The sequence below is a fragment of the Clostridium sp. NSJ-49 genome (genome assembly GCF_014287725.1).
Taxonomy (GTDB): Bacteria; Bacillota; Clostridia; order Clostridiales; family Clostridiaceae; genus Clostridium; species Clostridium disporicum_B.
In genome coordinates, this window is record NZ_JACOOP010000022.1 from 14,042 (window position 1) to 38,170 (window position 24,129).

The window sequence follows — 24,129 nt, forward strand, 5'->3', positions numbered from 1 at the left end:
TCCATTAATTAAACATCTATAATATCATATCCAGCAGCTTTATTAAGCCTATTCATTATTGCAAGTCCAACCCCAGCTTCTTCAAAGCCTTGACATAAAATATATTGAACTCCTAAATCATCGCATTTTCTTAAAGCTTCAAAAAGATTTTGAGCTATTTGATATAAATCTTTTTCGCTACCTAATGATATGATTTCACCCTTATTAAATCTACTTACATTTTCATCTGTTGTTAGTATTGCTACTTTATTATTTTTATCTATATAATTCTCCAACATTTCTGAGATAATTTCAATAGTTTTTTCATTTTTGCCCCTAATTATTTTCAGAGATGCCTTAGGTGCATAATGTCTATATTTCATCCCTGGAGCCTTTGGCTTTAAATTATCACTTGGCTTACTCATCAAAGCTTTATCTATCTCTATCCTAGAATCAACCTCTCGTAACATTTCTAGAGTAATTCCGCCAGGTCTTAATACCATTGGTGGATTTACGGTACAATCTACAATAGTTGATTCAACACCTATATCACTCTTATTCCCACCTAGAATATAATCTACTTTTCCGTCTAAATCTTCAACACATCTTTCTACTTCAGTTGGACTAGGTCTTCCTGATATATTCGCTGATGGAGCTGCAATAGGTTTTCCTGATAACTCTATAAGCTTTAATGCTATTTCATTATTAGGCATTCTTATACCTATAGTATTAAGTCCTGCACTAGTTTCATCTGGAATTATATCTTTTTTATCTAAGATTATTGTTAGAGGACCTGGCCAAAACTTATTCATTAAATCTTGAGCTACCTTAGGAACATCTTTAACTAGATTTGATAAATCTTTAGAACTAACATGAACTATAAGTGGATTATCTTGTGGTCTCCCTTTTGCTATAAAAATCTTTTTTACGGCTTCTGAATTTAATGCATCTGCTCCTAGTCCATATACTGTTTCCGTTGGAAATGCTACTATTCCACCATCTTTAATTATACTTCCAGCTTCTTTTATATAATCTATATCATCTCTAATATCTTTTATTATGGCAACCTTTGTTTTCACAAGACTTACCTTCTTTCTTTTAAAATTCATTTTGCCTTCTTGCTATTTTAATATTATCTATAGCAGAGCTTGTATATACAGCTTTTACACAATTTTTATATATTATTTCTAGTAAAATATATTTATTTAAAGCTCCTCTATTTATTATTTGAAAATAATAAGTATCTTCAGAATTTAATTTTTTAAGCTTTAAATATTCATGATTAACTTCTGGATATCTCTGTAAAAACGATTTACTAATATGTTTTAATGATTTATTTCTAAATTTCATAGTTGTAACTATTATTATTTCCATATCTTCTTTAGTATCATTGGTATGTACTATCGCTATTTTATCACAAATCAAAATATTCTCTTTTGAAAATAGTCCATTTTTGAATTTTAACTTATTATTTAAACATGAAAATTTTAACTTATAAAAATTAATCTTATTCAATATAGATAAAAAAATTAGTATTTCTAAAATTAATAAATATAAGTATATGAATTTTGACCTTATATTTGATAAGTAAACCATCATAGGTAAGAAGATACTTAAAAATATCATAGTACTATAAAATAATTTTTTTAATTTATTCTGCCTTTTTAATGCTTTATCTATGTACATAATTTATTTACCTATTCTAAAAGCCCTACATTATAAATGCAAGGCTTTTAATCTTATTACATAGAATCAGTATTTCCCATAGCTTTCATCTTTTCTGCTTGGTCAGCAGTGATTAAAGCATTGATAACTTCATCTATATCTCCATTTAAATAACTATCTAATTTATAAAGTGTAAGACCTATTCTATGGTCAGTTACTCTTCCTTGAGGATAGTTGTAAGTTCTTATTCTTTCACTTCTATCTCCAGTACCTACTTGGCTCTTTCTATCTTCAGCTATTCCAGCCATTCTCTCAGCTTCAGCTACCTCATAAAGTCTAGCTCTTAAAATTTTCATAGCTTTTTCTTTATTTTTAAGCTGTGATTTTTCATCTTGACATGAAACAACAGTATTAGTTGGTATATGAGTTATTCTTACAGCTGAATCTGTAGTATTAACGCATTGACCTCCATTTCCTGATGCTCTGAACACATCAATTCTTAAGTCTTTATCATTGATTTCGATATCTACATCATCAACTTCTGGTAAAACTGCAACTGTAGCAGTTGAAGTATGAATTCTACCGCTTGATTCTGTATCAGGAACTCTTTGAACTCTGTGAACTCCACTTTCATATTTTAGCTTTGAGTAAGCTCCAGAACCTTTTATCATAAATACAACTTCTTTAAATCCACCGATATCAGTTTCATTTGCACTCATTAATTCAACAGACCATCTTTGGCTTTCTGCATACTTTGTATACATTCTGAAAAGGTTAGCTGCAAATAATGCTGCTTCATCTCCCCCAGCTCCTGCTCTGATTTCAACAAATACGTTCTTATCATCATTAGGATCTTTTGGTAATAACATTATTTGAATTTTATTTTCTAATTCTGATTCTTTTTCAGATAACATAGAAATTTCTTCAGATAACATCTCTCTCATCTCTTTATCTGACTCTTCACTTAACATTTCCTTATTTGCTGCTAAGTCTTCTACAACTTTTTTATATTCTCTATAAACAGTTACTAATGTTTCTAATTCTGCGTGTTCCTTACATAGCTTTCTCCATTCACTTTGGTTGGCCATTATTGAAGGATCTGATATTTTAACTGATAGTTCTTCATATTTATTTTCAGTAAATGCTAATTTATCTAATAACATAGTATCACTCCATACTCTAATTTTTCACATTTTAGTATTATATCATAGTAATTGTAATTTTATCAACTTTTTAAAGTTCCTATTACAACTCTATCTAATCCAGCTAAATCTTTAACTATTCTTACATCACTGTATCCGCTGTTTATCATTAACTTTTTAACTTCTTCACCTTGATCATGACCAATTTCAAAAGCAAGTATTCCATCATCTTCTAAAACCTTTGAACTTTCCTCAACTATTCTTCTATAAAATATTAATCCATCTTCCCCACCTGATAAAGCTGTGTGTGGTTCATAATCTTTAACATCATCCATAAGAGTAGGAATTACTTCATCTTTTATATATGGTGGATTTGAAACTAATATCTTATATTTTTTATTCTGATTAATAACTACCTTTAACAAATCACTTTTTACAAACTTAGCTCTGTCTTTTAAGTTGTGTTTGGCAATATTACTTTCAGTTACTTTCATTGGTGTGTCATAATAATCAATTAAGTCAATATTTATATTTTTCCTAAAACTTGCTAATGCTATACCTATAGCACCACTTCCACAACAAAGATCACAAACATTCATACTCTCATCTTGTGGAATATACTTTAATGTTTCTTCTACTAATATCTCAGTATCTGGTCTAGGTATTAATACCCCTTCTTCAACATTAAAATCTAATCCCATAAATTCGGCACTTTTTAAAATATACTTAATAGGCATTTTATTTTTCCTTTTTTCAATAAGCTCAAAATATTCTTTTTCATTTTTTTTGCTTATCTCTTTATCTCTATTAGTAATTAAGTATAACTTATCTTTATTTATGACTTTTCCTAATAATAATTGTGAATCAAGCATATAAGTATCTACTGCAGCTTCCTTTAAAATACTTGATCCTTCTTGTAATAACTCTCCAATTTTCTTTTTATATTCAATTCCTTCTGCTGCTAATAAAGATGCTATAGCTACTTCTATTTGCGAGTCATCAGGTTCTTTTGTAGTAAGCTCTTGTAACTTTAATCCTGGATAAGCTATTATTTTTCCTAATTTACTATCTGTTTTTCCAAGCCATTTAATTAACTCATAAGTTATGCCTGCTACAAATGGCATTAGTAAAACTCTAAGAACTATTCTTTGTATAATTCCACCCCATCCTGTTAACGAAAAAACTATTATACTAACAAACATAGTTAAAAATAAAAAGTTAGTTCCACATCTTGGATGAAATCTGCTATATCTCTTAACATTCTCAACAGTTAATTTCTCTTCATTTTCATAACAAAAAATAGTCTTATGCTCTGCTCCATGGTATTGAAAAACTCTATATATATCATCTAACTTACTAACTAAATACATATATAAGATTAAAATTCCTACCCTTATCACAGATTCTATTAAATTTAATGCTATTGGATGTAATCCAAAGCTCTTAAATATAGAAGCTAATACTGTCGGAATTCCAACAAATAATCCTACAGATAACAAAAGGGAAAACATCATTGTTCCAGTAACTATTAGGTCATTTGCTCCCTTATCACCAAGCTTTTTCTTTAACCAAAGTTCAAACTTAGACTCTTCTTCATCTTCCTCAAAAAAACTAGCAGAATAATTTAAAGTTTTAATTCCAACTATTAAAGAATCTATTAAAATAAATATTCCTCTTATAAATGGTATATTTAGAAATTTATATCTCTTAGTCAATGGTTTGACACTTTTCATATCTACTTCAATTTTACCACTTGGAGTTCTTACTGCTGTAGCTAATCCTTTTGAGCCACGCATCATAACTCCCTCTATTACAGCTTGACCCCCAACATCACATTTTCTCATATCATCACTCTTTCAAAATTATTTTTGGCTCTTATATTTTATATAACAATGTCCACATAATGATTCATATTCAACATTATCAACTAAATCTATAGCAACTTGTTCTCCTTCAAAAACAAACTTACCATTGATTTTTCTTCCGTTTAAGACAGCTTTTCTTCCACACTTACAAATTGTTTTCATTTCTTCAATACTATGAGCTAATAGTAATAATCTTGTACTACCTTCAAAACCTTGCATCTTAAAATCCGTTCTTAATCCATAGCATATTACAGGTATATCTAATCCGACAGCTATTTCAAATAATTGGTCTATTTGATATGATTTTAAAAATTGAACTTCATCTACTAATATACAATTAATTTTATATTTATCATCATTCCATTTTTTAACTTCATCATATATATTCATATCACTATTTATTACTAAGTCAACTTTTCTTTCTACTCCAAGTCTAGATACTAACTTATCTCCACCTTTTTTATCAGTAGCTGGTTTTATTAATACTACATTCATTCCACGTTCTTCGTAGTTATGTGCTACCTGCATTAAGTTAGTCGATTTTCCAGAATTCATCGCTCCGTATCTAAAGTATAATTTACTCATTAATTCGTCTCCTTTTTCGATAGTTATATATCGATTATAGCATTTTAAGCCATTATTAAAAAGATGTTTTATCCCTTAATTATCATTGACCTTTTCTACCCCTTATGTTATACTCAATTAGTCATTAAATATGTCGTTTAATGATACTTAAATTTCGAAAGAGGTGAATCATAATGAGAGAAGGCATACATCCAAATTACCATCACGATGCTGTGGTTAAGTGCGCATGTGGAAACACTTTCACAACTGGATCAGTTAAGGAAGAATTAAAAGTTGATATATGTGCTAAATGCCACCCATTCTTCACTGGTAAGCAAAAAATCGTTGATATCGGCGGTAGAGTTGATAAGTTCAACAAGAAATTCGGTCTTAACAAGTAATTTAACTTTTTTTGATCAACAGGAAAGATTTTTATCTTTCCTGTTTTCTTTTTATTTCAAAATTTTTACACTAATTAATATGTATACAAAAAGAGAAAATCTTAATTTTTAACTAGTATTAAATATATTAAATGCAAAAATCTAGCTAGCGCTAGATTTTTACAATTAACAGCATAGAAGCTAACAATAGCTTCTATCTCAACTCTTAACTTTTTACTCTTAATTCTTAACTACTTTTTAAATACATCACTTTTTGGAAATACTGAAATAAATTCTTCGTTATCCTTAGTTTTAGAAAGCATATTAATAAGATTCTCAGTTATAGTTTCTATATTTCCATCTCTATACATAACTCTTCTTATAGCAAAAGCAACTTCTTTTTCAGCTTCACTTAACAATAAGTCTTCTTTTCTTGTTCCTGACTTGTAAATATCTATAGCTGGGAATATTCTTCTTTCTTGAAGCTTTCTATCTAAATGAACTTCCATATTTCCTGTCCCTTTAAATTCTTCGAATATCATATCATCCATTCTTGATCCAGTTTCAACTAAAGCTGTAGCAAGTATAGTTAATGATCCACCTTCTTCTATATTTCTAGCTGCTCCAAAGAATTTCTTTGGCATTATTAATGCCCCTGGATCTAAACCTCCAGATAAAGTTCTTCCTGTTGGTGTTATAGTAAGGTTATAAGCTCTTGATAGTCTAGTAATACTATCTAAAAGTATAACCACATCCTTACCTTGTTCAACCATTCTTTTAGCTCTTTCCAACACCATTCTTGATACCTTAATATGGTTTTGTGGTTCTTCATCAAAAGTTGAATAGATAACATCCCCATCTATTGATCTCTTCATATCTGTAACTTCTTCAGGTCTTTCATCTATTAATAAAACTATAAGTTTAACATCTGGATAGTTACGTGAAATATTTTGTGCTACCTTCTTTAACAAAGTTGTTTTACCAGCCTTTGGTGGCGCAACTATTATACCTCTTTGCCCTTTACCTATTGGACATATTATATCCATAAGTCTTGAAGATAAATCATTTCTATCTTTACTTTCTAAATGTAATCTTTCATTAGGATATATAGGAGTTAAAGTTTCAAAAGCTTTTCTTCCTATAGCTTTGTTAGGATCTTCACCATTTACTTTCTCAACAAAAAGTAGAGCCTTAAATTTCTCTCCCTCTTTAGCTTCCCTTACTTTCCCTTGAACCTCATCTCCTGTTTTAAGGTTAAATCTTCTTATTTGAGACGGAGATACATATATATCATTTTCTCCAGTTTGATAATTATCACATCTTAAAAAACCAAAGTTATTATTTTCTTGAACTTCTAATACACCCTTGGCAGAACCTGATTCATTTATCATTACTTTAAGTCTTTCTTTTTTTTCTTCCCTATTTTCTTCATTAACTTGTTCTTGTGTTATATCCACTTCTTGATTTACAGCCTTCAGTTTAGGAGCAATTTTTTCTACTAATACTACTCCATCTTTTTCAATTCTATTAGGTGAAATTTTTATTATCTCATCTACTAATTCTAATTTTTTTAATTTACTTATATTTTTAATGCCTAAATTCTTAGCAATTTCCTTTAACTCTGCTAAGGTCATCTTTTCATAGTTTTCTCTTGTCAAAACTACACCTCCAATTGTTATTTTACATAGGGAATTCTTAGACTATCTCTCTAGAACTGATATATGTGAATTGAATTATTATCTATAATTTAGATTATATAAAGCAGAAATTTATCTCTTTTGCTTATGTATATATAATTATGAAGCAATAAAAGATAAAAAACAATAAAAACTTATATTATAAGCTTATCCCTTTTTTTATTTTTTATAACAACCATCAAAAAAGAAGCACAGAATATCTATGCTCCTCTATATATTTAATTACTTATTATTTTTTAATGATGCATTTATAAATCCTATGAATAAAGGATGTGGATTATTTGGTCTTGATTTTAATTCTGGATGGAATTGAGTTGCTACAAACCATGGATGATTTTTAACTTCAACAATTTCAACCAATTTACCATCTGGGCTCGTCCCTACTACATTCATTCCAGCTTCTATTATAGCTTTTCTAAAATCATTATTGAATTCATATCTATGTCTATGTCTTTCATATATTAATTCATTTTTATAGCTTTCATACGATTTAGATTCTTTATCAAGATTACAAGGATATGCTCCTAATCTCATTGTTCCACCTAAATCTTCTATATCCTCTTGATCTTTCATTAAATCAATAACTGGATACTTAGTATTTGGGTTAATCTCTGCACTATTAGCACCTTCATATCCAAGAACATTTCTTGCAAATTCAATTACTGCTGTTTGCATTCCTAAGCAAATTCCTAAAAAAGGTATATTATTTTCTCTAGCATATCTAATTGCTTCTATCTTACCTTCTACCCCTCTATCTCCAAATCCACCTGGAACAAGTATTCCATTTACATCATCAAATAGCTTTTCAGCTGTTTCAGTTGTAACATCTTCAGCATTTATCCATTTAATATTTACATTTGAATCATTATAAATGCCACCATGCTTTAATGCCTCAACAACAGATATATATGCATCATGAAGTTCTACATACTTACCAACTAAAGCTATATTAACCTCATCTTTAATAACTTTAATCTTATTAACCATGTCTATCCATTCAGTATTATCTATATCTCTACAGCCTAACTCAAGCTTTTCAACTACTAATCTATCTAATCCTTCTTTATGAAGCATTAATGGAATTTCATATAAATGATCCGCATCTAAATTTTGTATAACACATTTAGCTTCTAAATTACAAAATAGACCTATCTTAGCTCTTAGCTCCTCTGATATCTCTTGTTCACTCCTACAAACTATTATATCAGGTTGTATTCCTATACTTCTTAATTCTTTAACTGAGTGTTGAGTCGGTTTAGTTTTAAGTTCACCTGATTTTCCTAAGTAAGGAACTAATGTTACATGTATGAAGCATACATTTTCTCTACCTACATCATATTTTATTTGTCTTATAGCTTCAAGAAATGGTAGTGATTCTATATCTCCAACAGTTCCTCCTATTTCAGTGATAACTACATCTACATCTTGTTCGTTACTAACTTTATAAACTCTTTCTTTTATCTCGTTAGTTATATGTGGTATAACTTGAACTGTACCTCCTAAATATTCACCACGTCTTTCTTTAGATATTACAGACCAATATATCTTACCAGTAGTTACATTACTATTTTTAGTTAAATTTTCATCTATAAATCTTTCATAATGTCCTAAATCTAAATCTGTTTCTGCTCCATCATCAGTAACAAAAACCTCTCCATGTTGATATGGGCTCATTGTTCCTGGATCTATATTTATATATGGATCAAATTTTTGAATTGACACCTTCAGACCTCTATTCTTTAATAATCTTCCTAGAGATGCTGCTGTTATCCCTTTCCCTAATGAAGATACAACCCCACCTGTAACAAAAACATATTTAGTACTCATTTATATTTCCTCCTAAACAAATAAAATTAGCATTTAATAACTATAAAAATTCAAATAAAAAACTCAATTTTTCTATTGACTATTGATTTTATATTTAGTATAATTTAAAATACCTCACTCTATAAATAAGTGAGGTGAATCAACATTTTTCTATGATATCATAATATTTTATTCTTTATCAATGTCTTTTATTAGTCATTTTTTATTGTTTTATCTAAAATTACGTAATTATCTCTGAATTGCTTATTAATAAGCAATCTTTCTTCAGCTTTCTTTAAATTATAATTTATACTCTTATTACTACTAAACATCAGCTCACCTATAAGCTTATCTTTTTCTAAACATCCATATTCTTTTAATAGTAATAAAAATAAATATTTACACTCTTTATTTTTGAGTAAATATAATAAATCAAAATTAGTTATTTCATAATATTTACATAATACCTCTACCACAACTCTATACTTTTCTATATTTATCACCTCTAAATCAAACTATAGACAAAAACATACCTTTATTAACTTCAATAACCACTTATTTAATTTATCCCCATAAAACTTTCATTTATACAAAAAAAGTGGCATAAAGCCACTTTTTCCATTTTTACTATTGAACTTTTATCTTTACCTTTATCTCTGTTGTTATAGGCGGTTGTCCTTCTGCACTTAAAAGATACTTAGCATAAATAAATCCACCATTCTCATCTATATTTATATCTAATATCTTCGTATCTATATGTAAATGTAACATACCATATGGTGTATTATATAATGATAATCCCATTTCTCCTATTTTAAATTCCATAGTAGTACATGTTGTACCAACTCTTTCTAAAACAAATCTATCTTCTTCAATTTTAAGATTTGTCGTTGTTCCTTTCATTCCAGAAATCTCTGACTCTTCATATATAATTTCATATGAACTTTCTTTCACTATAAATTTCCCTGGAGTAATAACTTCAATTGCATCACTTTCATCTATATCAGAAAAACTTTTCACTTGAATTACTGCATTCTTCTCCATAATTTCCTCCTACTTAACTGATACTATGTACTCTTGTAATTCCTCATCACTTATAGGTTCTACTTCTATTTCAGAATTAAACTTACTTCCATACTTTCCAAACTTAACTTTAAGTACTTTTTCCGTTCTACCCTTACTATATCTTCCTGATATTCTTGCAGCTAACTTTCTATCTTCTTCTGTTCCTTCCCCTTGTAATAAAACAAGTGCTCCTGAAAAGTCTGAAGTATGGAATGAATAATAACTTCCATCTATATGATTTTTAATCATATCACCTTCATCTTTAGTTCTAGCTACTATTATCTTATTATTATCCTTGGTTCTAAAATGTCTACCATATCTTAAAAGACTTAATTCATCTTCTTCTACTTCATTTTTATAATCCAATAAATCCTTTAATCTTAAGGCATAGTTAGGTTCAGTTAATTTACATCCACCTGCTGGTGATGGATATTCAGTTATTCCCCACTTTTCAGCAAGTTCCATTTGAGCTTTTCTACTTCTTCCTGATATATCTAATAACTTTTCTCTATCAACTAATCCACTTAGCTCCATTTCTGTAGGATCTAAATTTTTAGCACATAATGGTCTTAAAATCTTATTTGCAAAACCTGATTCTTTTTTTACAATATTTAATGCTTGTCTGTTTTGAGACATAGGTCTTTGATTTAAAACCTCACCTGTTATAATAAAATCTGCTTTGTATTCTTCTAATAGCTTTCCAGCATAATTCATCATCATAGCATGACAATCTATACATGGATTCATGTTTTTACCTCTTCCATGCTTAGGATTTTTAACCATATCTAAATGTTCATTAGAAAAATCAACTACCACTAATGGAATATCTATTTGTTTTGTCATCTTTTTAGCACTTTCTTCGCTAAAGAAATAAGATCTAAAACAAATACCAATTACCTCTATACCTTGTTCTTTTATAAGTTTTGCGGCTAGTATACTGTCTAACCCACCTGAAATCATAGCTAACGCCTTTGTCATATTAGCACTCCTCTACTAGTTAAATATTTTGTCAAAAACCTCTACTACCTTAAACTTAAATATAACTTGCTTATCATTATCTTTTTTATTTTCCTCAGTTTTACCTTCTATATTAGCTATATTTTCGTCTAATTTTTTTGTATCAACTATATTTTTGCTCTCATCAACAAAACATAATGGTGGAAACATTACACACCACCAATTTTGACCTTCTCCACTTCCTATTATTACTCTATAAGCCTCATAATTACCTTGAGGAAATATATAATCTCCATATATCTTATCTGGAAAATTCTCATTTGACAACATAGTCTTTACATCATAATCAAAACCTTCTTCGGCAATTACCTCTTTAGCTATACTATTAACTTCTTCTATACTCGAATTTAATATTTCCCTTGCATCATCTAAACTTTCAACACTTTCAAGTTTTATAGACATCTTATCTATTATTTTATCTCTAACTTTTAATTTTAATGCTTGATCTTCTTCAGAATCACTATTAGCTATTACATGAAATCTAATTAGCTTGTCCGCAACTTCTTCATAATTTAACTCTCTTAAATCTAAAGATGCTTCATTATTTCCTAAAGAACATCCTCCAAATAAAGTAACAATAAATACTATTATAATAAAATAAAATATATTTTTTTTCATAAAGATAACCCCCTCTAGCTTAATTATTTCCAATTTATAGGGGATTATTCATTTTGCTATTTATTTTTTATATAGTTCTTGTTAAAAATACTTCATTATATTTTTCTTTCATTTTCTCAAAACATTTTTGTGCTTTAAGCATATCATCAAAAAAAGCAAACACCGTTGGACCACTTCCACTCATCATAGAATTTATTGCTCCATATTTATTCATTTCTTCTTTTAAATCAATTAAAACCTTATGCTTTTTCAAAGTTACATTTTCTAATAAATTCTTCATATTATATGCAACATATCTTAAATTATCTTCATCCATAGCCTTTATTAATTCTTCAGTTTCTGGATGTTTTTTTACTTTTTCCATATTAAAATTCTTATACACTTCTTTAGTAGATACTCCAAAAGAAGGCTTTACTAAAACAATAATTTTATTTTTAAATGGATTTAATGGAGTAATTATCTCTCCAATTCCTTCACATAGTGCTGTTCCTCCTTTTATACAATAAGGTACATCAGCACCTAGTTTCAATCCTAATTCCATAAGTTCTTCATCTGAAGCATTTACTTCAAATAACTTATTCATTATTTTCAACACTGTTGCTGCATCAGTACTTCCGCCAGCTAAACCTGCCGAAACTGGAATATTTTTAAATATTTTTATTTTTACCCCTTCTGCAATATTATATCTTTCTTTAAAAGCTATCGCTGCCTTATAAGCAAGATTTCTTGAATCTGTTGGTACATAATTTTTATTACACTCTATAATAATATCTTTATTATTCTTTTCTACAATAATTTCATCGTATAAATCTATATTTTGCATTATCATTCTTAAAAGATGATATCCGTCATCTCTTTTTCCAACTATATCTAGAGAAATATTCACTTTGGCATAAGCTTTCATTTTCATCTCTTTCAGTTCCTTTCAACTTTTACTATATATTCTAAATAAAGTTCAGGTATTAACCCGAACTTTATTTATCATGTTATAAATTATATTATATAAGTTATTTTATTTCTCGTAAATATCTGTTAGATTTACGTATTTGTTAAATCGAACTAATTACAGCATTAGAGGTTTTATTTTCATTTAATTTATCTATAACTTCTATCAAAGGTTCAATCTTTTCGTAGAAAACAATAATACTATCTCCTATAGTAGCTTCTCTTATAGCTTCTTTAAAAGCTTCTACCTCATCTAATACCATTTTTACACTAACATATTTATTACAACTATCTATTCCATTTTTTATAACTTTTGCAATTTCACCTGATTTTCTACCTCTTTTATCTTTATCTTCTTTGATTATAATTTTATCAATAAATTTTGAACTAACTTTTCCAATCTCTTTTATTGATTCATTATTTCTATCTCCAGGAACTCCTATTACTCCTATTACTTTACCATCAGTTATTTCTTTTACTGCTGATAAAGCTTTCTTATATCCTTCTATATTATGACCATAATCTAATATTATTTTAATTCCATTATACTCATGAATATTAAATCTTCCATAGTTCTCTCTTGAATTTAACTCAAAACTTTGAATTGAATCTTGTATAATATTATAATCAACATTTAATCCAATTAACGCTGCACAAGCAGCCATTACATTTTCTATATTAAATTGCAATGCACCTTTTAATATTATTGGAATATCATCAATACTACTTATTCTATATTCTCTTCTTTTCTTATTAATGCAGATATATCTTTCCTTTAAATAAACTACAGTTTTACCGTCTCTAATACTATTTATTATAAGTGGGTTTTTATAATCTTTAGAGAAATATATTATATTTGACTTTATTCTATTTATAATTGTATTACTATACTTATCGTCAGCATTAATTATTACATAACCATCTTTCTTAACAGCTTCTGCTACCAACGATTTTACATAACATAAATCTTCCATATCCTGCACGCCATCGCAACCTAAGTGATCTTCTGTTATGTTTGTTATTACAGCTACATCGGCTAAGTCATAAGCTAATCCTTTTCTTATTATTCCACCTCTAGCTGTTTCAAGTATAGCTATATCTACATCCTTATTTAATAGTACACATTTTGCGCTATCCATTCCTGTATCATCGCCAATATCTATACATTTGTTATTTATAAAGATTCCTTCTGTACTAGTCATTCCTGAACACATTCCAAGTTTACATAAGGTATAATTTATAAGACGTGTAGTTGTAGTCTTTCCATTTGTTCCACTTACTGATACTACAGGTATATTCTTTATATCTTCTTTATACATCATCTTAATTATTTCATCGCCGACATCCCTACTCTTTCCTTCAGAAGGGTATATGTGCATTCTTAAACCTGGAGCAGTATTTACCTCCATTATTATCCCATTATTATTCATAATACTTTTTGATATATCTTTCGTACATATATCTATGCCACATACATCTAATCCTATAGTTTTAGCAGCTCTTATACATATATCTTTATTTTCTTCACATATTTTATCTGTATAGTCAATAGCTATACCACCTGTAGATAAATTAGCATTTTTTCTTAATAATAATTTTTTATCTTTTTCTAAAACACTACTTAATGAATAACCTTGCTCACTTATAAAGTTAATAAGCATATTATCTTTCTTAACTTTAGTAAGTGGTTTTTCATGACCTTCACCTCTATACTCATGTGAATTTAACTCATCTATTAATTCTTCTATGCACTTATTGCCATCACCTATTATATATGGTGGTATTCTTAAAGAGACACCAACTACCTTATTGTTTACTACACAAACTCTGTAGTCATCACCCTCCCAATATTCTTCTAGTATAATATCATCAAACTCATTTATTAATTTCTGATAAGCTATAATAAGCTCTTTTTCATTTTTTATTCCTATAATAACGCCTTTACCTTTATTTCCATACTGAGGTTTTAATACTAAAGGATATCCTATTCTTTCTGCTTCCTTTAATAAATTTATTACATTACATACTTTAGCCCCTCTAGCTACAGGTAAATTTTGCAAATATAATAATTCTTTAGTTAATAATTTGTCACAAGATATATCAGCTGAAATACAACCAGTATTACTTGTAATTGACGCTTCTATAACTCTCCCTTGCTTCCCGTAACCTATTTGATAAAAATTGCTGCTTCCCAACTTCATAACTGGTAATCCATGCTTTTGAGCAGCTTCGCATATTGCTAAAGTACTAGGTCCAATTAGCTCATCATTTAATATTTCTTTTATAATCAATATTCTACTTTTAAAATCTATAACCATGCCACTAATTAATCCATTTATTATATCAATAGCTAATTTTGCAGATTCTATACCTGCTTTAGGGTATTTATATTGATATATTATTTGATATATATCGCCTTCTACTTCTCTTGCTTTCCCATAAGCAACATCTATACCAATTATATTTTGTATTGCAATAATGATATGTTCACATATATGAGCTAAATATGTACCTTCCTTAAGCCTTTTTACAAACCCTCCATCTTCATCTATTCCACACCTATGAGTATATAATTCTGGAATCATTTTTACTAAATTCTCGTTAAATCCATTTATATCCTTGCTAGGCGTTTCACAATATCCTTCTAAATCGACATCAAGTCTTATACACTTTTTATGTGAGTATATATTCTTCCCCTCATAAATGTTACTACTTAGTATTTTCATTTTTTAAATTATCCTCCTCGAAAGGTACTTTTTTAATTAAATCAAATTTATTACCTTCCTTTAAAACATGAAGTTTAACATTAAACATACTTAAAACTTCATCACAGTATTGTTCTGATACATTGCTATATATTATTGAACTTCCATCTAAAAAATATACTGCCCCTGATCCTATTACTTCTGCAATGCCTTTATCACTTACCACTATTGCAGTATCTTCATCTATTCCAATTCCTAAAACTTCTGGATTTTGAGCTACAGCTGTTAATAACCTTCCTATTCTTCCCCTTTGAGCAAAGTGTTGATCTATTATTACACTATCAATTAGCCCTAATCCAGGTGACATTTTTAATGTGCATTTTCTTGGTGACTCCTCGTCTTCTCCTTGAACTATCATTGTATGACTCATAACAGAAGCTCCTGCAGAAGTACCAGCTATTACTTTCCCTTCACTACAAATATCCTTCAATGCATCATACACTGGAGTTCCACCTAAAATACTTGTTATTCTAAGCTGATCTCCACCTGTAAAAAATAATAAATTACATCTTTTTATTAAATCTACATTCTTCTTATTACACGCATCTTCTCTATTAGTTATATCTAATTTTTCTATATTCTTTATTCCAAGACCTGAAAAAACTTTATTATATTTACTATAACTTTCGTCCGGACATTCAGTTGCTATAGTAGCTATTAATAGCATATCAGTATCTTTATTTATAAAATCAGCTACACGCTTTAATATCTCTTTATCACCTTTTTTATCTTCTGCGCCTCCTATTATTATTAAATTTCCTTCTATTTTTTCATCCATATTTTCACCTCAAATCACACATTCACTATTTTATCCATTCCTAAACCATATTATTCAAAATCATAAATTAAAAGGTAATTGCTTAATTTCAGCAATTACCTTTTAATTTATTCTTAATTATTAACTTTTAACTGGTAACTAAAAAATTGCTCTTCCAGGAATTATAATTCTTTGTCCAATATTAATAGAGTCTGGATTCTCCATATCGTTAACCCTTATCAATTCATCCATAGTAGTATTGAACTTCTTAGCTAATTCCCATAAAGTATCACCTTTGTTAACAACATAAATTGTAACAGATGATTTCTTTTCTTTCTTTTCTTCTTTATTTTGAACTACATCTACAATCCATTCCTTGTTAACATTGTATAATACATTTACTGAAACTGATAACGTAGCTCTAATAGCTATAGTATTAGCCTCTATTGTTCCATCTATAGATTCTAATTGAACTTTAGCTATAACATTCATGTCTGGCTTAGTTCCTTTTATATCTAATACTGATGTGAAAGGTATTTCTCCATTACACATATCAACTTTATAGCCCTCATCAGCAGTTTTATATAAAGCAGATACTTTAATTATACCTTCAATCTTTACTTTATCTTCTTCAGCTGTCTTATCAGCTATAACAGGACAACCATAAACCATAATAATATTTCCTAATCTTTCATTTTCATCCTTTAAGTATAAATTATCTTTTAATATAAGATCAGTTGTCATGTTTCCATGAACTACTCCAATCTCACAGTTATTTTCAACTAGGTCCATTGTAACTGTTGGTGAATACGCATCTTTTACTACTTCTACACTTTCTCTAGACATGACCTTAACATCACCTCTAGCTACGAACTCAATGCTTATGTTTCTATTTTCGCCCAAATCATCAGGCATTACAGTACAATCGCTATTAACTACATCTATATTGTGGGATGTCATCATTTCACTATTAGCACCCACTAATTCTTCTTCCTTAGATAAATAAACATCATCTTGTAATACTACTAAATCTTCTGAATCTCTGCCTTTATATAGTACTTCTATTTTGCAATAACATCCAAAGTAAACTTTATTTTCTCCTAACTTAACTTCCTTTTTGTGTAACATCATAGAATACTTCAAGATTTCATCAACTTCTGGTTTATCCATAGTAACTTTTATAAGTGATTTTCCTATAAATTCAATATCTTTTTGACCTTTAACTTGATTTAATTCTTCATTTTTTCTTTGAACTTGTACATCTCCACTACCTTCAATATCCTTTACAAATTCAAGATCTTGTATTTTATAAATATTCCACTTAGTTGATCTTACTCCATCAATAGAAATCTTTCTTTCATTCATTATGTTAGCTTGAATATGTTCAATTACACACTCTACATCACAAAGGATTTTATGTTCTTCATTATTAAGTTCAAGATAATCGGCAAATTTTTCAGATAAATTAACAGAATCAACTCTTTGTGTTCCGCTTTCATCTTCAGACAGATATAATACAGAATAATTTATTTGTCCTTCAATCATTACTTTATCTGCAAGTATCTCTTTATTGGTTACAGTTGCTTTTGCATCTACCCCTAAAATCTGATGTGCATCTGGATGTGAATCCTTAATTAAATATTCCCCTTTGAGAACATGATTAGTTGAGCCTTCTCTTAGTAGTTGTTCATATTGAACATTCTCTTTTATAACATCTATTTGTGACATAATATCCCTCCCATAGTATAACTACTATTTAATATATATTTCTCTAAATATATATTTATTCTAAAATATATAAACTGTTTCTTTTTTTATTTATATTTTAAATTTCAATTTATTTCATATATTTACTTTTAAGTATTATAATTACATATATTGTGTCGAATTTTAGGTTTTATCAGAACTTTTTTTAATTTTTTTTTATTTTTTTTAAATAAGTTGTTGACTATTGTTTAAATATGTCGTATTATAAAGATGGTTATTGACCATATAACCTCTCATAAATTCTCAATACCCTTTTATACCATAGTTGAAAGATGGATACCCGCCATCTTTCTTTTTTTTAATAAACAAAAGCTTCGATAAATATCGAAGCTTTTGTTTATACAGGATAATATAACAGTACTGTTTTTGTTAAAACATCTGAATAACTGTATGTCACTGTCCTTTGGGTGTCGTTTTCTAGCCTAACTACGAAAATACTTGGATGAACACTCTCTATTACTCCGTCGTTAACTAAAATCTTTTTTCTACCACCATTAGCTTTAAGAGTAACTTTTTCACCTAAATGATTTTGTATATCTTTTTTAATGGTAGCGATAGTTTTGTTTAACTCCATATAAACACCCTCCTTTTAATATATTATAACATATTTGGTATTTTTAGTCAAAGCAAATATATTATTTTATCACGTGTTAGATACAATGTCAATGTAATCTTTTACTTTTTTATAAAAATAATAATTCCCACATTTAATATTATGGGAATATTGTTAACCTTTTATACATTTTTTTAAAATATAATTAGTACGCAAAATAGATTAAAGAACACTTGAAATAAAGTGCGAAGCACTTTGGTGAAAGGTTTAACTTCGTCAAAGGGGAAAATTCAGCTAAAGCTGAGGAGAAAATATTGCCTATGGCAATAGGGAAAAGATCTCTAATGAGATAAAATGCTTTTCTCTGCTACTTATAGTAGCATTTCCCCCTTAACGTAGTTAACTTTTCACCGCTACGTAGTAGCCTTTCACTTCGACAAAGTCGACTTTTCACTTGCGAGCCTTAGCTCGCACTTTATACAAATGGAGATCTAGGATATCCTTCTCTGTATTTTCCTCTTGTTTGCAATCCCCCAATTCCTCTTATTCCTGTTATTGTACTATCTATTACATCTGTAATTGATACAACCGTATCTATTCTTGAATATGCAATTTTTTCACATACAAATACGGGGTCAAGACAATGTATTAATACTCTACTTGGAGAACTTGCAAAATTTGCTCCTGCATCTAATAAGCACTCATAACATGATTGGCATGCACCAGCAAAAATAACTAATTCATCATAACTAGAATTATAATTTCTTAGTGCCTTAACTGCATCTATATAATATCTAGAGTTTCTATAATTGTCCAAATCTAAAAAATCATCAGTTTTCTTTAAAACACTATCATGACCTGTTAATACGACTATATCTGGTTTTATTTCTTTTACTAAATCAACTACGCAATTCCATTGTTCTTTTTCTGGAATAGCTCTCCCAACTGCATCTAAGGATAATTGCTTATATACTTTTAAACAAGTTTCTAAATAATCTTTATCACCGTCAATGTGGAGTATCTTCCCGGGTCGTCCAAACATTAATTCTTTATTTGGATTTTGTTTTTGACTTTTACTCCCCCTTGACATTATCGCTTCCCTCGCTGCCAAATCACCTCTAAGCCCTATAGCTTTATTTATAGCTTCATTTACCCTTGTATTTAATATCTTTTCCTTTGTTCCTATAAAAGCTGAATCTACTTGTTCTAAATCATCAACAGAAGAATCCGCAATTATTCTTATACTAATTCCTTTTAAAATATAAATAGCTTGACCTTTTTCTTCTTTTATATCAATTATTTTAAATGTAATATCTTTATCATAGGATTTTCTTACGACAATATCTCCTATTTGCATCTCTACCTCGCTTAAAGTTACTATCATTTTATAATATGTTTTTTTACTAATTTTGACTCAAATAAAGCATCGTTAAAATAACGATGCTTTATTTGATATCATAATTATTCTTAAATTGTTCTAAGAATTTAAGATATTCTTCTTGCTCATTTATTATACCTTCTAATTTACTAGCAAAGGTGTTTTGACCCCAATTTACTTCATTATAATAATATCTATTTGCTAATCTCCAATATCTTTGTGGAAATTGTAAATATGCAAAAAGTACTTTATATTCCTCTTCTTTTAAAGGTGACTCTTCATTATAAGAATCAATTATAGCTGTTGCAAAATCTATATTCCAATTACATCTCTTTAAAACCTTTGTCATAAAATTTGAAATATCAAATGTTCTTATTTCTCTCTTGCAATAATCAAAATCAATTACACTTATCTCGTTATCTTGTCCAATTATAATATTATGATAAGTATAATCATGATGACAAAATCCCTTTTCATTCTCTGCTACAGCGCATAATGCTTCATATTCAGATTCTTCTAAAGTTTTTAAAGCCTCTTTACCTATCTTTTTATAAAAATCTAATGATTTTATATATAATAGGTCAAAGCTACTCTTATTATTTTTCTTTCTTACCATATCTCTCATCTTATCTAAAGATTTAACCCTCTTTGCCATTAATGTAGGCCATCTCCCCAAGTCGGTTTTTAACTTGGAATTTTCTGGTGGATCATATCCTTTTGATGCTTCATGTAATTTTGCAAGTGTTCTAGCCGCAATTTTTACGTCTTCTATGTTATGAAAATCACATTCCCTACCCTCTAGCCATTCAGACAAAGTATATAAGTCCTCATTAACTAATGCATAGGGCTCCCCATCTATGTTCAAAAAATACCTATCTACATTTTTAAAACCATTTTTTATAAGATGCTCCTTAGCTCCATATACAAATAAAAGCTTTTGAGGGCCATAATTTATCTTCTTTAAACACCTTTCACCTTTGTTGGTTTTTAAATAGTATACTCCTTTGTTAGCTTTAATATTATCGATTTTAATTCCAAATTGTCTTTCTACTTCAAACTCCCTCATCATAACTCTCACCCCCTTATATATTTATATGTACTATTCAATTCTTTTATTAACGTTTTTTTACTTTATTTAATATAATAAATTAAAACTATATTGAAAGGATTTAATTATGAATATAGGTATTGATGGAAGAGCTGCAAAGTGGTATAGAGGTACAGGGATAGGAACATATACTTATCAACTTATAAGTAATATAAATAAGATTGATAATATTAATAACTATCTATTATTTCTTCCTCAAAATACAGACCTCAAACTAAATAATAACTTTGCAACAAAATTAATCGAAGAATCTCCTAACTCTAACTTTTGGGATGAAGTCAATGCCCCTAATATATTAAATAATACTGACATAGATTTATATCACGTTCCTCAAAATGGTGTTGGACTTACAGAAAATATTAATTGCCTAAAAACTATAACACTTCATGATATAATCCCTTTAAGAATGCCTGAAACTGTCAGTGATAGATATCTTAATATCTTTAATAATCAATTACCTAAAATAATCGAAAACTGTGATGGTATAATAACTGTTTCTCAATTTTCTAAAAATGATATAGCAAAGGAATTTAATTTTCCTAAAGAAAAAATTTTTGTTACTTATTTAGGTGCAGAGGATATTTATAAACCATTAGATAAAAAGTCATGCAAAAACTTTTTAAAAAATAGATATAATATCGATAAAAACTTTATACTTTACGTAGGTGGCTATAGCCCACGCAAAAATATTATCGGTATATTAGAAGCTTTCTCTCTTTTAGATCCTAAGCTAAGAGAAAATCTTTACGTTGTTATTACAGGTAAAAAAGGTATTTCCTATAGTATATATATGAAGCGAGCTGAAGACTTAGGAATCAAAAATTCTGTAATATTTACCGATTTTATTCCTTTAGATCACCTACCATTATTTTATAATGCTTGTGAATTCTTAGTTTATCCATCTTTTTATGAGGGATTTGGATTACCTCCACTAGAAGCTATGGCTTGTGGTACTCCTGTTATAGCATCAAATGTAACGTCTATCCCTGAAATTTGCTCTGGTTCAGCATTATTAGTAGATCCTCATGATATAGATGCTTTAAATTTATCTATGGAGGAATTACTATCTGATGATAATTTAAAAAATTCTATGATTAAATGTGGTTTAAGCAACTGCTCGAAATATTCATGGTTAAATACGGCCAAAGATACTATTTCAGCATATAAATCTATAATTGGAGTTTAATTATGCATTGTTATTATTTAAAACTAAATTTGCTATACTGTAATCTCTTAATTTAAAAGGGCTAGCATTGCTAGCCCTTTTTATTTATTGCTAATAAATATTTAATTATTTAAAAATTCTATCCTAAATTTATCTATTTCTAATTTATTTTTTAGTCTGCTTAAAAATACTTCTTCACTCCAAGCTTTTTGTTTAAAATAGTAATCAGTTGCAATACTTATAAAATCTTTAGGATAATTAATTAATTTTCTTAATATTTCTACCTCTTCTTTCTCTAACTTATTCACTTCATCATATGATTTTATAATTAGTTCTATTATTTCTTCGTTATATGCTAAATTCTTAATTACCTTCATAGCATATCCATAAATATCTACTATTCTCATATCAATGCTACAATAATCAAAATCTATAATATTTACTTTATCTCCATCTATAATAAAGTTATGATGTGCCAAATCATTATGACATAGCACTCTATTCTCTTTATTGTTAATCAAACTTTCGTACCTACTATTTTTCAATTCTTCTATAGTCTTTATTAAGTCTTTTTTTGCATTATCTACATTTTGTAAAAACAAATTGTCAAATTCATTTTTATATCTATACTTGTTAACAAGCTCTTCTAGTTGTAATAAAGTATAATATTCCTCTTCCATCTTATTAATTAAATTTTCACTGCTATTTTTCTTTATCTCTTCTTCTGAAATATTCTTAAATATATTATTAGAGGCTATATGCATTTTTGCAATAGCTTTAGTGCATAATTCCACTTCAATAGGATTAGTAAATGTAGCCTCTCTTCCTTCTACCATATCAAGTAATACATATTTCTTACCTTTCCATACGGTTATTATATCTCCATTTGTATTCCTAGTGTATTTTAAAACCATGGGATATTCTGACTCAATTATTTTTAATACCTTATCTATAAAATCGATTCTATCTTTTGTAGAATCTGTTATCTTCAATACTTTTTTGCCCTTATCTGTGAATAAGACAAATACCTTTCTTAATGGAATTACATCATTTATCTTTATTCCTAATAAATTTATGAACTCTTCTTTAAAGTCATATTCACACAATATATTTTTATCTACATATCTGGTTTTAACCAAATTAACTCTCCCCCCTTATATTATCTCATCACCATCTATCTCTATAGCCATATTAATCTTTTTAATCCAATCATCGTAGTCATTATCATCATACCCTCTATACTTATATATTAACTTCATAGTTTCAAATGGATAATTGCATAAGGCAGTTAAATAATTTTTACTTTTTTCTGATAATGATGATTTATATACAAATTCATCAATTACTTTTTCTATTTGTATGTTAAAATTTCTACGTTTTATCCTTTTAATATAATTAAATAAATCATGCTCTATTAAATTATATGATATATATTTTGTTGTTCTTATTTTTAAGATTTCATTTTCTGCAAGTTTCAAATTTCCTTCATCTACTCTTCCTAAGCACATTTCATAATTATTCATACTCCGTCTTATAAGATCAAAATAACTCTCATTATCCATAACATCAAATGATGTCTTTGCTCTATTTAAAGCTATATTTCCTTTTTCTAAAAGATAGAAATCAAATTCATTTTTATTATTCTTTAGGTTTATAGTATTCAATAGTTTATCTACTTTTTTAATCTGAACTCTAAAATTTTCAACATCTTTTCCAATTGTACTATTTATTCTAGGTATTATTGTTATCTTATTATTCATTAATCTACTTTGTATCATTACAATTAGATCTAACTGACTACTTATATCTATACTATTTTTATCGCTTTTTCTAGTAATATTTTCATCTATAATTACCTTGTTATTATTTAAATAAGTTATTATATCCATAAGT

At 28.2% G+C, this 24,129-nt stretch carries 22 protein-coding genes; 2 read left to right on the forward strand and 20 right to left on the reverse strand.

Going from position 1 to position 24,129, the window contains the following annotated elements; all coding sequences use genetic code 11:
- Nucleotides 1-8 precede the first annotated feature (8 nt).
- The 5 genes from H8S10_RS09365 to H8S10_RS09385 all read right to left on the reverse strand — a co-directional run bounded on the left by H8S10_RS09365 (nt 9) and on the right by H8S10_RS09385 (nt 5,236).
- The gene (locus H8S10_RS09365) at nt 9-1,058 is read right to left on the reverse strand and encodes an L-threonylcarbamoyladenylate synthase (protein WP_186838706.1); all 1,050 of its coding nucleotides are present in this window, start codon (nt 1,056-1,058) and stop codon (nt 9-11) included.
- Nucleotides 1,059-1,077: 19 nt separating this feature from the next.
- The gene (locus H8S10_RS18100; protein ID WP_243175856.1) at nt 1,078-1,404 is read right to left on the reverse strand and encodes a hypothetical protein; all 327 of its coding nucleotides are present in this window, start codon (nt 1,402-1,404) and stop codon (nt 1,078-1,080) included.
- A gap of 317 nt (nt 1,405-1,721) precedes the next feature.
- Complete coding sequence (gene prfA, locus H8S10_RS09375) at nt 1,722-2,807, reverse strand: peptide chain release factor 1 (RefSeq protein WP_186838679.1); 1,086 nt, start codon at nt 2,805-2,807, stop codon at nt 1,722-1,724.
- Nucleotides 2,808-2,869: 62 nt separating this feature from the next.
- Entirely contained in the window at nt 2,870-4,630 is a 1,761-nt protein-coding gene (gene prmC, locus H8S10_RS09380; protein WP_186838680.1) for a peptide chain release factor N(5)-glutamine methyltransferase, read from the reverse strand.
- An 18-nt stretch (nt 4,631-4,648) separates the two neighbouring features.
- The gene (locus H8S10_RS09385) at nt 4,649-5,236 is read right to left on the reverse strand and encodes a thymidine kinase (protein WP_055265655.1); all 588 of its coding nucleotides are present in this window, start codon (nt 5,234-5,236) and stop codon (nt 4,649-4,651) included.
- Between the two features lie 173 nt (nt 5,237-5,409).
- Between H8S10_RS09385 and rpmE the strand changes: the two genes are divergently transcribed.
- Nucleotides 5,410-5,616 (forward strand): 50S ribosomal protein L31, encoded by a 207-nt coding sequence (gene rpmE, locus H8S10_RS09390; protein WP_032117239.1) that lies wholly within the window; start codon nt 5,410-5,412, stop codon nt 5,614-5,616.
- A gap of 230 nt (nt 5,617-5,846) precedes the next feature.
- Here the strand turns inward: rpmE and rho are convergent, their stop codons facing one another.
- The 13 genes from rho to H8S10_RS09455 form a co-directional block, all read right to left on the reverse strand.
- Nucleotides 5,847-7,253, reverse strand: coding sequence for a transcription termination factor Rho (rho, locus tag H8S10_RS09395; RefSeq protein WP_055265661.1), 1,407 nt, complete (start codon nt 7,251-7,253; stop codon nt 5,847-5,849).
- A gap of 261 nt (nt 7,254-7,514) precedes the next feature.
- A complete protein-coding gene (locus tag H8S10_RS09400) occupies nt 7,515-9,119 on the reverse strand; it encodes a CTP synthase (RefSeq protein WP_186838681.1) in 1,605 nt (534 codons plus the stop codon).
- Nucleotides 9,120-9,310: 191 nt separating this feature from the next.
- Nucleotides 9,311-9,601, reverse strand: a complete 291-nt coding sequence (locus H8S10_RS09405) for a ribose-5-phosphate isomerase (RefSeq protein ID WP_186838682.1) — start codon at nt 9,599-9,601, stop codon at nt 9,311-9,313.
- A 124-nt stretch (nt 9,602-9,725) separates the two neighbouring features.
- Nucleotides 9,726-10,142, reverse strand: a complete 417-nt coding sequence (locus tag H8S10_RS09410) for a DUF1934 domain-containing protein (RefSeq protein ID WP_186838683.1) — start codon at nt 10,140-10,142, stop codon at nt 9,726-9,728.
- 9 nt (nt 10,143-10,151) lie between these two features.
- Nucleotides 10,152-11,141 carry a DUF814 domain-containing protein gene (locus H8S10_RS09415; RefSeq protein WP_055265669.1) on the reverse strand — a complete coding sequence of 330 codons (990 nt, stop codon included), beginning with the start codon at nt 11,139-11,141 and terminating at the stop codon, nt 10,152-10,154.
- A gap of 15 nt (nt 11,142-11,156) precedes the next feature.
- Nucleotides 11,157-11,798 (reverse strand): stage II sporulation protein R, encoded by a 642-nt coding sequence (gene spoIIR / locus H8S10_RS09420; protein ID WP_186838684.1) that lies wholly within the window; start codon nt 11,796-11,798, stop codon nt 11,157-11,159.
- Nucleotides 11,799-11,865: 67 nt separating this feature from the next.
- Nucleotides 11,866-12,708: a 4-(cytidine 5'-diphospho)-2-C-methyl-D-erythritol kinase gene (ispE, locus tag H8S10_RS09425; protein WP_055265673.1), complete on the reverse strand. Its 843-nt coding sequence runs from the start codon at nt 12,706-12,708 to the stop codon at nt 11,866-11,868.
- Between the two features lie 139 nt (nt 12,709-12,847).
- On the reverse strand, nt 12,848-15,469 hold the full coding sequence (gene cphA / locus H8S10_RS09430; RefSeq protein WP_186838685.1) for a cyanophycin synthetase: 2,622 nt from the start codon (nt 15,467-15,469) through the stop codon (nt 12,848-12,850).
- Nucleotides 15,453-16,286, reverse strand: a complete 834-nt coding sequence (locus tag H8S10_RS09435) for a cyanophycinase (RefSeq protein ID WP_055265677.1) — start codon at nt 16,284-16,286, stop codon at nt 15,453-15,455. The genes cphA and H8S10_RS09435 overlap by 17 nt, the downstream gene beginning before the upstream one ends.
- A 138-nt stretch (nt 16,287-16,424) precedes the next feature.
- Nucleotides 16,425-17,993: an SPOCS domain-containing protein gene (locus H8S10_RS09440; protein WP_186838686.1), complete on the reverse strand. Its 1,569-nt coding sequence runs from the start codon at nt 17,991-17,993 to the stop codon at nt 16,425-16,427.
- Between the two features lie 376 nt (nt 17,994-18,369).
- On the reverse strand, nt 18,370-18,606 hold the full coding sequence (locus tag H8S10_RS09445) for a Veg family protein (protein ID WP_055265681.1): 237 nt from the start codon (nt 18,604-18,606) through the stop codon (nt 18,370-18,372).
- 454 nt (nt 18,607-19,060) lie between these two features.
- A complete protein-coding gene (yabG, locus tag H8S10_RS09450) occupies nt 19,061-19,942 on the reverse strand; it encodes a sporulation peptidase YabG (protein ID WP_055265683.1) in 882 nt (293 codons plus the stop codon).
- Between the two features lie 88 nt (nt 19,943-20,030).
- The gene (locus tag H8S10_RS09455; protein ID WP_055265685.1) at nt 20,031-21,032 is read right to left on the reverse strand and encodes a CotS family spore coat protein; all 1,002 of its coding nucleotides are present in this window, start codon (nt 21,030-21,032) and stop codon (nt 20,031-20,033) included.
- Nucleotides 21,033-21,138: 106 nt separating this feature from the next.
- Between H8S10_RS09455 and H8S10_RS09460 the strand changes: the two genes are divergently transcribed.
- On the forward strand, nt 21,139-22,257 hold the full coding sequence (locus H8S10_RS09460) for a glycosyltransferase family 1 protein (protein ID WP_186838687.1): 1,119 nt from the start codon (nt 21,139-21,141) through the stop codon (nt 22,255-22,257).
- 101 nt (nt 22,258-22,358) lie between these two features.
- Here H8S10_RS09460 and H8S10_RS09465 read toward each other — a convergent pair whose 3' ends face one another.
- The gene (locus H8S10_RS09465) at nt 22,359-23,375 is read right to left on the reverse strand and encodes a CotS family spore coat protein (protein WP_186838688.1); all 1,017 of its coding nucleotides are present in this window, start codon (nt 23,373-23,375) and stop codon (nt 22,359-22,361) included.
- Nucleotides 23,376-23,390: 15 nt separating this feature from the next.
- Nucleotides 23,391-24,125: a hypothetical protein gene (locus H8S10_RS09470; RefSeq protein ID WP_186838689.1), complete on the reverse strand. Its 735-nt coding sequence runs from the start codon at nt 24,123-24,125 to the stop codon at nt 23,391-23,393.
- Between the last annotated feature and the right edge of the window lie 4 nt (nt 24,126-24,129).